This is a genomic window from Mucilaginibacter sp., from assembly GCF_028288105.1.
GTDB lineage: Bacteria > Bacteroidota > Bacteroidia > Sphingobacteriales > Sphingobacteriaceae > Mucilaginibacter.
The window spans coordinates 1-17,203 of record NZ_JAQBOI010000126.1; the positions used below are offsets into that span (position 1 = coordinate 1).

General features: G+C 41.6%; 12 protein-coding genes and 1 tRNA gene. 8 read left to right on the forward strand and 5 right to left on the reverse strand.

What is annotated here, in order from left to right:
- Positions 1 to 60 precede the first annotated feature (60 nt).
- Positions 61 to 750: a hypothetical protein gene (locus JWQ85_RS08655; protein WP_299466961.1), complete on the reverse strand. Its 690-nt coding sequence runs from the start codon at positions 748 to 750 to the stop codon at positions 61 to 63.
- 150 nt (positions 751 to 900) lie between these two features.
- Between JWQ85_RS08655 and JWQ85_RS08660 the strand changes: the two genes are divergently transcribed.
- The 4 genes from JWQ85_RS08660 to JWQ85_RS08675 all read left to right on the forward strand — a co-directional run bounded on the left by JWQ85_RS08660 (position 901) and on the right by JWQ85_RS08675 (position 5,857).
- Positions 901 to 1,488: a TetR/AcrR family transcriptional regulator gene (locus tag JWQ85_RS08660; RefSeq protein WP_299466964.1), complete on the forward strand. Its 588-nt coding sequence runs from the start codon at positions 901 to 903 to the stop codon at positions 1,486 to 1,488.
- Positions 1,489 to 1,561: 73 nt separating this feature from the next.
- Complete coding sequence (locus tag JWQ85_RS08665; RefSeq protein WP_299466967.1) at positions 1,562 to 2,416, forward strand: oxidoreductase; 855 nt, start codon at positions 1,562 to 1,564, stop codon at positions 2,414 to 2,416.
- 42 nt (positions 2,417 to 2,458) lie between these two features.
- Positions 2,459 to 3,199, forward strand: coding sequence for an SDR family oxidoreductase (locus JWQ85_RS08670; protein WP_299466970.1), 741 nt, complete (start codon positions 2,459 to 2,461; stop codon positions 3,197 to 3,199).
- 222 nt (positions 3,200 to 3,421) lie between these two features.
- Positions 3,422 to 5,857 (forward strand): AsmA family protein, encoded by a 2,436-nt coding sequence (locus JWQ85_RS08675; RefSeq protein WP_299466973.1) that lies wholly within the window; start codon positions 3,422 to 3,424, stop codon positions 5,855 to 5,857.
- 35 nt (positions 5,858 to 5,892) lie between these two features.
- Here JWQ85_RS08675 and JWQ85_RS08680 read toward each other — a convergent pair whose 3' ends face one another.
- Entirely contained in the window at positions 5,893 to 6,348 is a 456-nt protein-coding gene (locus JWQ85_RS08680; RefSeq protein WP_299466976.1) for a hypothetical protein, read from the reverse strand.
- Between the two features lie 75 nt (positions 6,349 to 6,423).
- Positions 6,424 to 7,410, reverse strand: coding sequence for an aldo/keto reductase (locus JWQ85_RS08685; protein ID WP_299466979.1), 987 nt, complete (start codon positions 7,408 to 7,410; stop codon positions 6,424 to 6,426).
- A 247-nt stretch (positions 7,411 to 7,657) separates the two neighbouring features.
- On the opposite strand from JWQ85_RS08685, the gene JWQ85_RS08690 reads away from it, so the two are divergent.
- The 3 genes from JWQ85_RS08690 to JWQ85_RS08700 all read left to right on the forward strand — a co-directional run bounded on the left by JWQ85_RS08690 (position 7,658) and on the right by JWQ85_RS08700 (position 11,301).
- Positions 7,658 to 9,415, forward strand: a complete 1,758-nt coding sequence (locus JWQ85_RS08690) for a family 43 glycosylhydrolase (protein WP_299466982.1) — start codon at positions 7,658 to 7,660, stop codon at positions 9,413 to 9,415.
- A gap of 414 nt (positions 9,416 to 9,829) precedes the next feature.
- A complete protein-coding gene (locus tag JWQ85_RS08695; protein ID WP_299466985.1) occupies positions 9,830 to 10,297 on the forward strand; it encodes a hypothetical protein in 468 nt (155 codons plus the stop codon).
- A gap of 47 nt (positions 10,298 to 10,344) precedes the next feature.
- Positions 10,345 to 11,301, forward strand: coding sequence for an acetyl-CoA carboxylase carboxyltransferase subunit alpha (locus tag JWQ85_RS08700; protein WP_299466988.1), 957 nt, complete (start codon positions 10,345 to 10,347; stop codon positions 11,299 to 11,301).
- A gap of 612 nt (positions 11,302 to 11,913) precedes the next feature.
- Here JWQ85_RS08700 and JWQ85_RS08705 read toward each other — a convergent pair.
- Together JWQ85_RS08705 and JWQ85_RS08710 are read right to left on the reverse strand one after the other, a co-directional pair.
- Positions 11,914 to 13,290 carry a serine hydrolase gene (locus JWQ85_RS08705; RefSeq protein ID WP_299466991.1) on the reverse strand — a complete coding sequence of 459 codons (1,377 nt, stop codon included), beginning with the start codon at positions 13,288 to 13,290 and terminating at the stop codon, positions 11,914 to 11,916.
- A 379-nt stretch (positions 13,291 to 13,669) separates the two neighbouring features.
- Positions 13,670 to 16,804: a DUF2723 domain-containing protein gene (locus JWQ85_RS08710; protein ID WP_299466994.1), complete on the reverse strand. Its 3,135-nt coding sequence runs from the start codon at positions 16,802 to 16,804 to the stop codon at positions 13,670 to 13,672.
- Positions 16,805 to 17,017: 213 nt separating this feature from the next.
- On the opposite strand from JWQ85_RS08710, the gene JWQ85_RS08715 reads away from it, so the two are divergent.
- Positions 17,018 to 17,088, forward strand: a tRNA-Gln gene (locus JWQ85_RS08715).
- Positions 17,089 to 17,203: the final 115 nt, after the last annotated feature.

Here is a 17,203-nt window from a genome sequence, read left to right on the forward strand (position 1 = left end):
AAAAAAAGCGGGCAACCATATTGGCTACCCGCTTTATCACTCATCACTCACTCACAAAAATTATCCGGCAGTTGGTGCTTTCGCTGCTCTCCTGTTTTTCATTCTTTCTTTTAACTGGGCTTTAAGCTCAGTATATGTTTTTTGCTGATCTGCAGTTAAAACTGTTTTCAGGTCGGCATCTGTTTGGGTCATTATCGCTTTACGGCTTTCATGATTCGCTTTACGGTCGGTTTTAGAACGGTTAGCCTTTAAGCTATCCATCTGCGTAGCACGTTTTAATAAAATGGTGTTCACTTTGGCGTACTGCTCTTGAGAAAGGGTTAGCTTTTGCTGAAGAACTTTAGACATACGCTGTGCTTTTTGCTCAGGTGCTACAGCTTTATGCCCGCCACGTTTGCCATGCATCCTATCTTTAAAACTTGCTTTTAAGCCTACATAAGTAGTTTGCTGCTCAGTAGTTAAAACAGTTTTTAAACTGGCATCTGTATTAGCCATTATAGCTTTACGGCTTTGCATGTTTGCCTTACGGTCGGTGCTACGGTTAGCTTTTAGGCTATCCATCTGTGTAGCGCTCTTAGTAAGTATCGCGCTCACTTTGGCTGACTGATCTGCCGATAACGCTAATTTCTTATTTAAAGCCTCGGTCATGTGTTTGGCTTTTTGCTCGGGCGTTTTAAGTGCCTTTTGGGTTTGTGCCTGTGCAAATGCTACTGATCCGGCCAGGAATATCATTAAAAGTAATTTTTTCATGTTTCTTAATTTTGATGTATTGACAGTATTTAACTACCTAAGGTTTAATGAAGCAACCGTCACATTGTCATTACAGTAACATATAAAATATTTACTATTGCAATATAGACCGAACGGTCTATATTTGTCCTGTCGAAACAAATAAAGATCATGACAAAATCAGAAAGAACCCGTCAATTCATCATAGAACAATCGGCTCCCTTGTTTAACACTAAAGGTGTTGCAGGTACAGCCATGAGCGATATTATGGAAGCCACCAAAATGGCCAAGGGTGGTTTGTATGGTCATTTTGAAAGCAAGGACGAGTTATCACATGCGGTGGTTGATTACTGTTTAAGCACTTTAGGTGAAAAAATAACAGCCGTAATAAATAAGCAAAAAACTGCAAAAGACAAACTATTCGCTTATCTTGATTTCTTAAGCACACCCGAAAACCCGCCATTACAGGGAGGTTGCCCAATGATAAATTTTGGTATGGAAGCCGATGATACCAGTGCCGCCATCAATCAAAAAGTAAAACAGGGCATGGAATGGTCTGTAAATAAGATTACTAGTATTATTATAGAAGGAATTGGAACAGGCGAGTTTTACGCGAACTGGAACGCGAAAGAATTTGCCATTAAACTTTTTTCTATGACAGAAGGAGCAATTGTAATAGCACGTGTTATGGGTAACAGTACCCAAATGCATACTGTTATAAAAATTCTCAAGAAAGAAATTGAAGAACAGGTTATTTAAAACCTTTTTTTATGACATAAAAAAGACCGAACGGTCTATAAATAGAAAATTAAACAAACTAAAATATAGCAAAATGAAAACTCAAAAAGTATGGTTTATCACCGGCGCCTCAAAAGGATTCGGTTTAGAAATTGCAAAATCGGCCTTAGAAGCAGGCGATAAAGTGGTAGCAACCGTTCGCAGCAAACCCGAACAGTTGGCAGAAACATTAAACAATAACCCCGATCTGCTTATCACCATAATGGATGTAAGCAACGAAGCACAGGTAAAGGCTTCAGCTGCTGAGGCAATTGAAAAATTTGGACAGATAGATGTGCTTGTAAACAACGCCGGTTATGGTTTGCTAAGCGGTGTAGAAGAAGCTACAGATGCGGAAGTTAGAAAACAGTACGATACCAATGTATTTGGTTTGCTAAATGTAACCCGTGCCATATTACCTCAAATGCGTAAACAACGCTCGGGGCATGTAATTAATGTTTCTTCGGTATTTGGTTTTGGCAGCATGGGCGGTTGGGGCTTATATGGTTCAACCAAGTTTGCGGTTGAAGGTATAACCGAAGCGCTTGCACTTGAGGTTGCACCTTTAGGCATCAAAGTAACCGCTGTTGAACCGGGCTTGTTCAGTACTGATTTTTTAGATACCAACTCACTCTTCCAGTCGGCAAATGCAATTGACGATTATAAAGATACTGTTGGCGCGATGCGTTCGGGTGTAATTGGCCTGCATGGCAACCAACCCGGCGACCCGGCAAAACTAGGCCAGGCATTTATTAAACTGGTTAACGCCAAAAACCCACCTGTACATTTACCATTGGGTACTGATACCGTTGCTTTCTACCGCGCTAAAACAGACAAACTGGAACAGGAAATTAAAGATTGGGAAGCCGTAACCAACAGCACCAATCATGATGCTGTTGCAACTGCATAATAATTAACACAATCAAAAAACATAACGATAACAAACAACAAAATGAAAAATCAAAAAGTAGCTCTGATAACCGGCGCTAACCGTGGAATAGGATTTGAAACTGCAAAACAGTTAGGTGAGCAGGGTATAACCGTAATTTTAACCGCGCGTACATTAGTAGTTGCAACAGAATCCGCAGAAAAATTAAAACAGCAGGGTATTGATGCTTACGGAATACAGTTAGATGTTACCAAAGCAGAAGAACGTGTAACCGCAGCAAAATACATTGAAGAAAAATTTGGTAAGCTGGATATCCTGATCAATAATGCAGGCATAGGCCCTAAGGATTGGTCGATGTTTGAAAAAACCGTATCGGGTACAACGCTTGAGGAATTTGAATACGTATTTAACACTAACCTGTTTAGCCTTGTGGCAGTAACTAACGAACTGTTGCCGTTAATTAAAAAGAGCGCTGCAGGCCGTATCGTTAACCTATCAAGCATATTAGGATCATTAACTATCCATTCAACAAAAGACAGCCCGATAGCTTCTATGAAAACCCTATCGTACAATGCATCAAAAGCTGCTTTAAATATGTACACCAACCACCTGGCGCTTGAGCTGGAAGGCACAGGCATAAAAGTAAATTCGGCACACCCAGGTTGGGTTAAAACAGAATTAGGGACTGATGCCGCTCAAATGGAAATTCCTGATGGCGCCAAAACCAGCGTACAACTGGCCCTTATCGGCGAAGATGGCCCTAACGGAAAGTTTATTCACTTAGGTGAAGAATTGCCCTGGTAAGTAAATTAAACTACCATAAAAAAGGCCACCTGAATAAATCAGGTGGCCTTTTTTGTGAATACTGTTCAACTGTAATTAAAGCCTGCGCAGTATGAGAGAAAGCCCCGCAAAAAATAAATAACGTCAAAAAAGAATTAATATTTCGTTATTCTTAAATGTTTTTATCATTTAGTTACAAATCAAACAAAATGTGCTATTTTACTCTTATCTGAATAAAATAAAATGCCCAATTGGTTAAAAATATCCCTTAAAATATTGGCCGGTTTTATCCTGCTTATTGTGGTGATACTGCTCGGGGCTACCTTATATATTACTTATAATAAAACCAAGGTGCTTAAAATGGTAAACGAGCAGCTGGATAAAAGTGTTGACGGTATCCTTATTATCGGCGATATGAAACCAAATTTCTTTAGAGGGTTTCCCGATATCTCCCTTTCGCTCAAAAACGTACTCATACGTGATAAAAAATATGCTCAACACAAGCATACCCTGTTAGATGCCAAAGATTTTAATATATCGGTAAATACAGCCTCCTTGTTTAGGGGCACTATAGATATTAACCACATTGATATTACCAATGCGGCTATTGATCTGTTTACCGATAGCACCGGCTACAGCAATACCACTGTGTTTAAGAAAGATAATAAACAAGTAAAGGATAACCCATCAGAGAGCAGCTCAATTACACAGCTCAAAAAATTCAGTCTAAGCAATGTTACATTTACAGTAGATGACCGCAGGGCGCATAAGCTTTTCAATTTCGCGGTAAATGATATCAGCGGAAAAATGCAATATCCTGACAGCGGCTGGCGCGCCGATTTTCGCTTGAATGTGCTGGCCAAAAGTATGGCATTTAACAGCCGGCATGGCAGCTTCATTAAAAATAAGCTGTTGAAAGGGGATTTTGTGGCCGGATATAACGAGAAAACCGGCAAGATCAACGTATCGGTTATGCCATTAAATATTGGTGACGATGCTTTTAAAATAAACGCTGTTTTTGCAACGGCTGATAAACCGGCGGCCGGTTTCAGCATGCACATTGTTGCCGACCAGATACTTTGGCGAAGCGCCGCCGCATTGCTGGCACCCAATGTTACCACGATTCTTAATCGCTTTAATATTAGTAAACCGATGGATGTTACCTGCGATCTAACAGGCAGCTTTAATGGCAATGATGGTGGTCCTCAGCTTTATGTAACGGCAAAGGTTAAGGATAGTAAAATAACTATCCCCGGTGCCGAGCTTGATAACTGCAGTTTTGACGGGATCTTTAACAATAACTATGTTAAAGATAAAGGCTTTGGCGATGATAACTCGATCATTAAATTGATAAACCTTAAGGCCAGCTACAACCATTTGCCTTTTACGATAGATACCGGCAGCATTATTAACCTGCTTAAACCGGTTGCTACAGGTAACTTTAAATCAAACTTCCCGGCGGCAGATCTGAATTACTTTTTAGAAGATGACGTAGCCAAATTTAATAATGGCTCGGCAGATATGAACCTGCGCTATATTGCTGATATTATCGATTACAGAATAAATAAACCGCTTATTAGGGGTTCAATAAATCTCCGGAATACCGATATATACTATTGGCCACGTAACCTTAAGTTTAAAAACAATTCAATATCCTTAAACTTTGTTGGGGATGATCTGGTGCTGAGCAATATTCGCATGCAAACCGGCCGTAGTGTTGTAACCATGGAAGGCAGGGTGAATAATTTTTTAAACCTGTACTATAACGCGCCAGAAAAGATCTTATTTACCTGGCAGATCCGTAGCCCGCAATTGTATCTGGGCGAGTTTATAGGCTTTTTGGCCGAACGTAAAAGCGGGCCTGCTACAAAAAGCAGAAAAAACAGCGGCAACATTGTAAAGCAATTGGGCAATGCGCTTGATCGCGGTAAGGTTGAAATGCATATGAAGGTAGCCAAAGTATATTATAAGAAGTTTTTGGCTACAGATGCCTATGCTGATTTGCTTACTACCGAAAATGGGGTTATCATTAAAAGCATAGGTGTTAAGCATGCCGGTGGTTCTTTAAAAATAAGCGGGCGTGTAATGCAGGGTAGGTCAGTAAATAGATTTGCTATTAATAGCACCGTAAGCCATGTGGACATGCGCGGGTTTTTCTATGCGTTCAACAATTTTGGCCTGCAAGATTTTACTTACGAGAATTTAAAGGGTTTCTTATCAGCCAAAACAAATATTACGGGTAGCGTAAGCGATGCAGGCAACCTGGTACCGCGCTCCATTAATGGCAATCTTGATGTTAGCTTGCGCGATGCAGCCTTACTTAACTTTAAACCGCTGATAGGCGTAGGTAAATTTGTTTTCCCCTTTCGCGACCTTAAGAACATTGCTATACCAAAGTTGGATGGCCATTTTGTAGTGAACGGCGATATGATAACTATAAAGCCGCTGCAGGTAAGTTCCAGCGTACTTAATGTGGATGTAGCAGGCGTCTACGGACTAACAAAAGGTACTGATATTGCGCTGGATATCCCGCTCAGAAACCCCGGCAAAGACAGCCTGATAACAGATAAGGAAGAACTGCAGAAAAAGCGCTTTAAAGGCATTGTGGTACACATTCGCGCCCACGAAGAAAATGGAAAAATGAAAATAGGGTGGAACAAGAACCACAAAAAAAATTAGTAGTAAAACGGTGTTATTATTAGCCAAGGTTTTTGCTACAATAGCTTCTTGCAAGTAGCTACCAGGCTACCCTTATCATAAATAAGCAGGTTGCCTTCTTTATCTATTTTGTAAGTTTCATCGGGCCGTTCAACACTAACATACTTATCGCCTTCTTTTTTTATTTCAGATGCAGAAGGTGAGATAGGAGGGGTATCATTAAGGGTAAGGTTTTTACCTGTAAAAGTAATAGCTTGTATATAAACCTTATGGCCGCTGCTTACTACTTCGTAAGCTATTTCTTCGCCTTTATCAGATTTTATGGCTTCGTCATGCCATGCGCCAACCAGTTTCCCGGAGTCAACTACAGCGGGTTTAACTTCGGCTTTTAGCGTTGTATCTGTAGCTACAGGTGCTTTATCGGTTTTGGCAGATTGGTTGCAAGAGGCAAATGCGGCTATGGTAACGGCAATAACTGATAGTTTAGCTAAGCGGGTAATATAAATATGCATGATAGAGCTGTTTATTTGAAAGGGTCAAATATACAGATATCGTGCATATTCATTTTCGGTGCAATGTCAGCTTTGTTAATTCTTATCCACGAACTTTAAATTGCCCTCGTTGTACCTGTCGCCGGTATTGGGGTATTTCTTTAGTAAAGCCTCTATATCGTTAAGGTTTTGGGCAGATAATTCAACATCTGCACTACCCGCGTTTTCCTGTAAATATTTGCGTTTTTTGGTGCCGGGGATAGGGATAATATTATCGCCCTGGTTTAGTACCCATGCAATAGCCAGTTGGGCAGGTGTCGCATCCAAACCTGCTGCAATATCAGCAAAACCTTCGGCCAGCAGGCGGTTGTTATCGGCATTTGCTTGCTGATAACGTGGCAATGATTTACGGAAATCGCCTTCTTTCAATTCACTTACATCCAGTTTGTTTGTCACCAAACCACGTGCTAACGGACTAAAGGGTATAAAGGATATCCCCAACTCTTTACACAATGGCAGTATTTCGGCCTCAACATCGCGGGTTAATAAAGAATACTCGCTTTGCAGGGCAGCTATTGGATGTATGGCATGCGCCCGGCGAATGCTGTTTGGCGATGCTTCAGATAAACCTATGTATTTTACTTTGCCTTCTTTAACCAGATCGGCCATGGCACTAACCGTTTCTTCAATGGGTACGTTAGGGTCAACACGGTGGGCGTAATACAGGTCTATCACATCTGTTTGCAGGCGCTTAAGGCTGGCTTCTATGGCAGTTTTCATATAAGCAGGCGATCCGTCAAACCCGGAAAGCTTACCGGTGCTATCAGCAGTAAAACCAAATTTTGTGGCGATGAAGATCTTATCGCGATTAGGTTTTAATACCTGTGATATAAGTTTCTCGTTTTGCCCGGATCCGTAAACATCGGCAGTATCCCAAAAGTTTATGCCCAGTTCAATAGCTTTATTTAAAGTAGCTATTGATTCTGCATCATCCGGTTCGCCGTAAGCGTGGCTCATACCCATGCAGCCTAATCCAATTGCAGAAAGCTGTACATCGGTATTGCCCAAAAATCTGTATTTCATAATATGTTGTAAATGTTTTGCTAAGATAAGGGGGTGTGCCGGATACTTTGAAATAGCAGCGGCTAATATTTCAATTAGTTGACAAAAATAACAGAGAAGTCTCCCTCGTTATATACCGGGTATAACAAATGGATTTATATTGCTGTTTTTCCTTTGTGTGATTCTAACACCATTCTAATTCATTTTGTCGGGATAAAAACTGATATTCGCTTATCAATTATCGCTATCACCTATAGTAAAGATAACTATGAAACTTCTTAATCGCTTTGCACTTGCAATTATATTTTGTTTTGCCGCCATGTGCGTATCGGCACAAAACAAACGGTTAACTTACTGTAATCCGCTCAATTTAGATTATGGTTATACGCCCTTCGCGGATTTTGCGTCATGGGGTAAACATCGTGCTACTGCCGATCCAACCATGACATTTTTTAAAGGCAATTATTACCTTTTTAGCACCAATCAGTTTGGTTACTGGTGGAGCCCCGATATGCTTAACTGGAAGTTTGTATCGCGCAAGTTTGTAAGGCCCTATAACCAGGTAAAAGGCGACGAACTTTGCGCCCCCGCTACCTTGGTTTTGGGTGATACCTTGTTGGTAATTGGCTCTACCTATAATAAAGATTTTACCCTTTGGATGAGTACCGACCCAACACACGATACCTGGAAGGCCGCCAAAGATTACTTTCAGGTAGGGGCCTGGGACCCGGGTATGTTCGCGGACGATGATGGCAGGGTTTACATTTATCATGGCAGCAGCAATACCTACCCTATGTACGGGCAGGAGATAGACCGCAAAACCTTTGAACCCATTGGCCCCAAAAAGGAAATGATAAAGCTTGACTGGCAGGAGCACGGCTGGGAGCGATTTGGTGAGAATAACGACAATGTTTTTTTAACCGGCTTTATGGAAGGTGGCTGGATGAACAAGCATAATGGTAAATATTACCTGCAATATGCCGCCCCGGGTACCGAGGGCAGGGGATACGGCGATGGTGTTTATGTAGGCGATAAACCGCTTGGTCCGTTCACGTATCAAAAACATAATCCGTTTAGTTATAAACCGGGTGGCTTTGCAAAAGGAGCAGGGCATGGTGCAACATGGGCCGATAAATACGGTAACTACTGGCATATCTCAACTATGGTTGTTGATGTGAAAAATAATTTTGAACGCCGCATAGGTTTTTGGCCGGCAGGTTTTGATAAAGATGGTGTGCTGTATTCCAACACCTCTTATGGCGATTATCCGCAGTATTTATCAGTAGGTAAGGAAGACCACCTGAAAGGTAATTTCACCGGCTGGATGCTGTTGAATTATAATAAACCGGTGCAGGTATCATCAACCCTTGGCGCTTATGTGCCAAACCTTGCGGTTGACGAGGATATTAAAACTTACTGGAGCGCAAAAACCAGCAACAAAGGCGAGTGGTTTAAAACTGACCTTGGCGAGGTAAGCACCGTTAAGGCTATTCAGCTAAACTATGCTGATCAGGATGCCACCTTTTTGGGTAAATCGCTGGGCGTGTATCATCAGTATGTGATCAGCTCATCTATAGATGGTAAAACCTGGAAAACACTGGTGGATAAAAGCAAGAACAAAACCGATGTTCCGCATGATTATATCGAGCTGAAAACCCCGGCTAAAGCGCGTTATTTAAAAATTACCAACCTGCACATGCCGACAGGTAAGTTTGCCTTATCGGGTTTCCGTGTGTTTGGTAAAGGGGCAGGTGTTGCGCCGGATACTGTTAAAAATCTTACTGTATTACGCGGCAATGCCGAGCGCCGTAACTCGTGGATCCGCTGGCGCCAAACGGATGGTGCTGTAGGTTATACCATATATATGGGTACCGAGCCAGATAAACTGTACAATAATATTATGGTGTATAATGTAAACGAGTACTACTTTAATGGTATGGAAAAAGGCCTGCCGTATTATTTCCAGATAGAAGCGTTTAATGAGAATGGGATAAGTAAAAGGACGAAGGTGATAAAGGTGGAGTAAATACTCACCTTTGTCATTCTGAGTTTCAAAATCCCGTGGCCTCTGAAAGTGCAATGACATATCTTTGAAGAGCTGTGCAGCGTGACCGCTATATCGGATTTAATGGTGACGTTATTTTGTCAGTAGTGTATTTTTAAATTGATCATTATCAGTTATTTATGCGTTCGCAATGGTGTTCATGGCCGTGAACGTGAACACTTCTCACGCTATTTACTAACAATTATCATGGGTGGCGGTAGCGAAGAATCTAATAATGAACTTTGCAAGCGAACATGCATGCTGGCGAATAGATCCTTCGCTATCGCTCAGGATGACAAGTCGGACATTGCATGTTAGCTTTTGGCTCAATAATTGTCGCCTTCAAACAAAATTTATTTTATGGTAAAAATATATTCGTTCGTACTTGTAATGTGTATGATTAGCCTGAAAGGCCTGGCCCAAACACCGGATAGCACCCTCAAACCATCTACTGTAAAAACGCTGAGCGATATTCAATACAACGCTTTATTAAAAGGAGAAGACGTTTACAATATGGGGCTGGTAGCCGAATTGAATAAATATCCATCGGCAGATAAAGCGCTGAAATATAAAAAAGAGCTTGATCTAAGTCCCACGCAAGTAGCAGCTTTAACTAAGATTGATACCGAGCTAAAGCGTAAAAAAATTGAAATGGGCAATTTTATTATCACCAATGAAATTAAGCTGGAGGCCCTGTTTCGTGCAAAAAAAATAAACGAAAGCACCCTCATTTTTTACACAAACCGTTATGGTTTATACCAGGGCGAACTGCGAAATGCCATTTTAAACGCGGCGCTAAACACTAATAATTTACTGTCGCCGCAGCAGGTAAATAAATTACAGGCACTGAAAAATCATAATTAAAACAATATGCCGTTTGATTTATTTAATTTAGCGGCCAATAAAATTGTATGAAGATTACATTTGATTTTGAAAAACCACTGGCAGAATTGCAGGGGCAGATAGAAAAGGTAAAGCAGGTTGAAGAAAAAAACAAGCTGGACATGTCTGCCACCGTTGCTGAACTGGAAGCCAAGATGGAAGCAGCCAAGAAAGAGATATATGCTAACCTAACAGGGTGGCAAAAAGTACAGATATCCCGCCACCCCGAACGCCCTTATACCTTACAATACCTTGAACTAATGTGCGATGATTTCATCGAGATGCATGGCGACCGTACCGTAGGCGATGACAAGGCGATTATTGGCGGTTTTGGGACGTTAAATGGTCAAACAGTGATGTTTATTGGTCACCAAAAAGGGCGTAACACCAAAGAGCGCCAGTACCGTAATTTCGGTATGGCTAACCCCGAAGGTTACCGCAAAGCCCTAAGGCTGATGAAAATGGCCGAGAAATTCGGTAAGCCGGTTGTTACCCTGATAGATACCCCCGGAGCATTCCCCGGCCTTGAGGCTGAAGAACGCGGACAGGGTGAAGCTATTGCCCGTAACTTGCTGGAAATGTCGGTACTTAAGGTGCCAATTATTTGCGTGGTGATAGGCGAAGGTGCATCTGGTGGTGCATTGGGTATTGGTATTGGCGATAGGGTTTTAATGCTCGATAACTCCTGGTACTCAGTTATTTCCCCGGAAAACTGCTCAACTATCCTGTTTAAAACCTGGGAACATAAAGAACGTGCTGCCGAAATGCTGAAGCTTACCTCAACAGAAATGTTGAAAAACAAGCTGATCGACGGCGTAATAAAAGAACCCCTTGGCGGCGCACACCAAGATCCCGTTACTATGGCGGCCACCCTTAAAAAGCAGTTGATCAAAGACCTTAAAACGTTAACCGAACGCAATATAGATGAGCTGGTTACCGAACGTATTGATAAGTTCTGTAATATGGGTGTTGTAGAAGAGAACTAATCCTTTTAGATAATGGACAAATGATATAAAGCGGCTAAACAGCCGCTTTTTTTGTTCTGTTCCATTTTAGAAATGGAACAAGTGAAACAGATGGAACATTTTGTTAATCAAATAGTTGAAAATTTACTTTTTGTAATTTAGAGTCAGTGTTAAAGTGCGAGCTTCTGAATGTCAGTTTGTTGATAAATAATAATTCTGTTCCACTTTTAAGGAAAATGGAACACATAATTTGCTGTCCCCACAGGGTCTTCTGAAAGAGACCCTGCGCCGTATGTAAGGTATCGCAGGGTCCACGATGTGAGACCCTGCGGCGACAAAAAACGACTTTTTTAGTCCCTTTTTCGACCTTATTTCGGCCTTTTATTGCGCATGAAGTAGCCACAAGCGAAAGCGAGCAATTAATAGTTAAATATTTGATTTATAGTTGATTGTAAATTTAAGGTTTGTTCCACTTTGTTTCGGAGTGGAACGCGTAATTTCCTGTCCCCGCAGGGTCTTCTGAAAGAGACCCTGCGCCGTATGCAAGGTATTGCAGGGTCCACGATGTGAGACCCAGCGGCGACAAAAAACATCGGCCGGTTGCGTGGTTCGGCAGGCTCACCATTACAGTTTTTACTTCTTCTCCATATTAGCAATAAAAGCTTTGGCGGTATTGTTTGTTGGGTCGAGTTGTAAAGAGCGTTTGTAATTAAGCAGGGCTTTTTCTTTATCGCCTTTGGCATAATAAGCTTCGCCGAGGCTATCAAATACATTACCCGATGTTGGAAATAGCGTGGTATTATACTCAAAAACCAGTAGAGCATCATCTATTCTATTCTTGCTTTTGAAGTAGTACCCAATTTCGTTTAGCAATGCCTCGTTCTCAAAGTCATAATCGGCAGCATATTTTGCTTTGAGGTTGTTATAAAAAGCAATTATTTGCTCGCCTTTTAGGCTATCCAGTTGTTTGCCAAAGGCAGCCAATACCGATTTCTTTGGTTGCTGAAAAGGTTTACCATCCAGTATGGCCTGTATGGCGCGATTAATATCGTATAGGTTGTTTTGCCTGTTATTGGTTATTAAAATAACCGTTCTGCCTAAAGCGGTATTGGCTGTAAGTAAGGCTTGATAATTTAAGCTGGTGCCATCGTGCTCGTGGATGATAAGTTTGTTATTTTCCATGCTTCCGCCGCCAAGGCCGCACTGTTTGTTGGGTGCAAATGGCGTAAGTATTTCTTTGGTTGATGCCGGGTTTATCAACTTAAAGCTCTCTAAAGCCTTTTCCCATTTGTAAAAATCGTCAAGTGTAACTGCTGTCCAGCCGGTAATGGGGTAGATGAGTGATGATTGCTGAAAATCATTATTGTATGATTTAGCCATTAACAGCGTTTTGTCGTCCGGGTCAACCAGCGAGTTGCTCATGCCGCAGGGCCTCAGTATTTTTTGTTCAACAAACTCATTAAACGTTAGGCCGGTTATCTTCTCAATAATCCTGCGCTGTAAAAATGTATTGCTGTTATTATAAGCGTATTGGGTGCCGGGTTCAAAATCAAGTTTCTCCAGTTTCTGCATATCGGCCCAGATATCGGCATCGTTCTTAACTGTTTTCCATTTTAGGTCGGGTACGCCGCTGGTATATTGCAATAGGTTTTTGATGCTGATCTGGTTTGCCCATGCAGGTAGGTTAGTAAGATATTTTGTAATCTTATCATCTATGCTCAGTTTACCCTGTTCTTTCAGCATCATTATGGCCACGGCATTAAACTCTTTGGCTATCGACCCAATATGAAAACGGTATGCTGTAGTAAGTTTAACGGTTTGTGATGCATCGGTAAAGCCTATCGCTCCTTTATAAACAACCTTATTATTATCAACCATTAAAACATTGCCCTTAAACAAACCCAAACGGTTGGTACGGTGCAGCATAGAATCGATAGTTGCCGTTTTGTTTTGCGCCGATGATATTACGGATAGCAGTAGTAACGCCAGGACAAGGTAAGTATGTTTCATATTGTTGGGTTCTGATGGTAAGACGCCCGGAGAGGCAGATATGTTACCGGGCGGATTTCTTTTATCTATAAAATACTGGGTCGAAGTTTTAAACTTCGACCCAAAATTGTGCAAGAATTCTTGTTGCTTAGTAAAGCTTAAAGCTTTAAACATTATAGGTCGAAGGTACGCTGCGCTAAACTTCGACCAGTTGCTGAGTTTTCTGAAAGAGACTGCGCCGTATGCAAGGCCTCGCAGGGTCCACAATGTGAGACCTTATCGTTAGAGACGTGAAGTATCGCGTCTCTACGTGAAAATACATTGTCTCTTACCAGGCAAATAAACAGGCAAACAAAAAAAAGCGGCTCATCGCCGCTTTTTTTATATCGAATAATAAAACTTATTGCTGTGTTTGCATGCCGCCAAACTTGGTGCCGTAGTCTTTAAGCTGGGCACTTATTTTTGCGCTTAATGCATCCTGCTTATGTTCTTTAGTTAAAGTGGCCATTCCGTTTAGTAGGGATAACGAAAGCTGCACATCGCGGGTATTAAGGCTTGCATCGCTTTTTTGAAACAGCATATAACTAAATTTTAACTGGTCAACCAGGTAATCATCTATCTGTGTTGCCAGCTTGGTACCCAGCGCGGTTTCGCCCATGCGGAACAAGCTTTCAACCATATAATACTTCCTTACCGCTAACTCTGATGATATGATCTGCGAAGGCATTACTTCTTCATATTTCTTTAGCGTTTTCTTAGCCAGGTCCTGGTGGCCTTCTTTTAAAAGGTTATCGGCAAGGGTGGCATATAAACGTGTTATTAGCGGGTAAAACAGGTTTAACGATTCATGATCCAAATATTTGGCAGTTTTAAAGTTGCCGTATTTGTACTTGTTAATCATATTATTGTACATGATCAACGTATTGCTGTTTTCTGTTGGTGCCGCGGATGTATCCGGTTTAAAAGGCATCAGGCGGTAGGCAAGCCCTTCGCTGTATAAGTATTTATCTAAACCAAGCATATTGTCACTCGGAACAGTGGTAGCAAAATATACCGGGCGTTTCCAGTTATTATGCGCCAGTATATCCATCATGGCAAGGTTATCTTTGGTTACATATTTACCCGGGTAGGTCCAGTCCATTTCAGGGATTATCTGGTCTTTTTTATCTGCAGGTACGGTGCCATATTTTACAACATCATCTGCATTTACCGTCATTTTAAAGCTTTTGGTAGGCAGATAATTGGCGCTTTCGCCGCTTTGATATTGCACCATGCTTTCTTTGCTCTCTGATGTAATAAAGTCAAACACTTCCTTTAACTCAACAGGGCCAGCAATTTTTGCATCATTATAATATATAACATCGCGTATGCCAGCTTTAAACTTATCGTTATTCATGCTGATAGGCAGTGGTTCAGAGTTGTTCATTTTTTGCTTCATCTGGCGGATATACCAATCGGTACCCAACAAGCTTAAATTAACGATACGCACATCCGGGCGCACGCCTTCAACCTCTTGTATATACCAAAGCGGATAGGTATCGTTATCGGCATAAGTGAATAAAATAGCGTTTGGCGCGCACGAGGTTAAGTAATCATAAGCTATATCATGCGGGGTAAGCTTGGTAGAGCGGTCGTGGTCATCCCATTCCTGGTTGGCCATTAATGCCGGTGCGGCAAGTAAACAAACCACCGAAGCTATGATAGCGCTGGTTTTGGCGTTTATCTTTTTGCTTAAAAGTTCGGCAATAAGCAATACACCCAAACCTATCCAGATAGCGAAGGCATAGAACGAGCCCGCGTAAGCATAATCACGCTCACGTGGCTGTAATGGGTCCTGGTTAAGGTAAAGCACAATGGCTAAACCTGTAAAAAAGAACAATACGGTTACTACACCTGCATCGCGCTGATTGCGCCTAAAGTGGTAAACCATACCCATTAAACCAATTATTAAGGGCAGGAAATATAACCTGTTGTACGATTTGCTTTGCGTAACGGTGCTTGGCAACTCTTTGGTACCAAAACCGCTTAACCAGCTGCCATCAATACCTTGCGCGGTTTGCCCGTCCATTTCATTGGCACGGCCAACAAAGTTCCACAAGAAGTAACGGGTATACATTTGCGTAACCTGCCAGCTGCTAAAAAAGCCAATATTGGTGGCCATGGTAGGGTTTTCTTCGGGCCCCAGCTGCGACCACATCCTGTAAAACTCGGCATGCCCCGGCTTTTGGCTAAACATACGGGGGAACAGCGTATTGCGATCATAAATGGTATTCAGTTTTTTGCCGGCAACCTCGTATTCTTTTTCACCACGGCGGTATATTTTAGCGCCTTCGGTTTGGTCAATAACTTTCGAATCAAAGTACTCGCCATATATTAAAGGGGTATCGCCATACTGGTCACGGTTAAGGTAACCGTTTAAAGCAAAAGCATCCTGCGGGTCGCTGTTATTTAAATTTGTACCTGCCTTAGCACGTATAACAATCATCACAAACGAGCTGTAGCCAAACAAAATAAATGTCGCGCAAATTAATACCCGGTTAAGCGCCGCACGCCTTTCGCGTACTTTTAAAACATACTCTAATAAGGCTAATATAGCGGCAGCGGCAATAAAGCCAACAATACCCGCGCTTATGGTTAGCAGCACTACAAAGCAAGTTATAGCTATGCCTAAAAATAAGGTAGATGGTTTAATAGTATAATATATACCTGATGCCAAAACGCCAATGACTAACAGGAAGAATACGATAGCGCCGCTGCCAAAGCCCATACCCAGACTATTTACAAAAAGCAGATCGGAGAAAGCCGCGCCTTTAACAGTGAACTGTATAACACCCCATAGTATTAAGGCAACAGTGATAACACCTAATATAAACGACCATAAAGTGCCGTTTGTAGTAACGTTTTTTGCCCTGCGGAAATAAATTACCAGTGCAATTGCCGGTATAACCAGCAGGTTTAACAGGTGGATGCCTATTGATAAGCCCATTACATAGGCAATAAATATGATCCATTTATCGGCCCGGGGCTCGTCTGCGTGGGCTTCCCATTTTAATATGGCCCAAAAAACAACCGCGGTACATAAGGATGATTGCGCATAAACTTCCGACTCAACAGCCGAGAACCAGAAGGTATCTGAAAAGGTATAAGCTAATGCACCTACTAAACCCGAGCCTATAATAAGGATAAGGTTGGTTTGGGTTAGTTCTTCGCCTGCTTTAACCAATAGCTTTTTAGCTAAGGCTGTTATAGTCCAAAACAGGAACAAAATAGTTGCACCGCTTGATAGTGCCGATGCCATATTGGTAAAGTAGGCCACCTTAAAATTATTACCGAATGATAGCAGGGAAAATACCTTACCTATCATAGTAAATAATGGCGCGCCGGGCTGGTGCGCTACCTGAAGGCGGAAAATACAGGCTATAAATTCGCCGCAATCCCAAAAACTGGTTGAAGGTTCGAGCGTTAAAATGTAGGTTATTGAAGCAATAATGCCGGCTGCCCAGCCAAAAATATTGTTGATCTTATTGTAGTTCATGCTGTTATTACAAGCTAAATCAGGTTTAAGCAGACGAAATTAGTAAAAACATTACGATGTTTTCGCTAAAAGCGCTAAACCTTAACACTTTTTAACGCATGTTTTTGCCCCGGAAAATATTTTAAAATACTTTTTTAAAATATGCTTTTGACTTTTGAAAAATCGTCCTATATTTGCATTCCTTTTTGGGATGGCTTACAAACCAAAGGAGATTGCCTGATAGTATAATGGTAGTACGACGGTTTTTGGTACCGTTTGTCTAGGTTCGAATCCTGGTCGGGCAACTTAAGAATTTCGGATTTCGAATTTTCAGTTTCGGATTTAGTTCTGAAAGGGAAATAAGAAATCCGAAGTTTTTTAATACGGTTGCTAATTCAGGATACAGTTTCGAATTTAAAT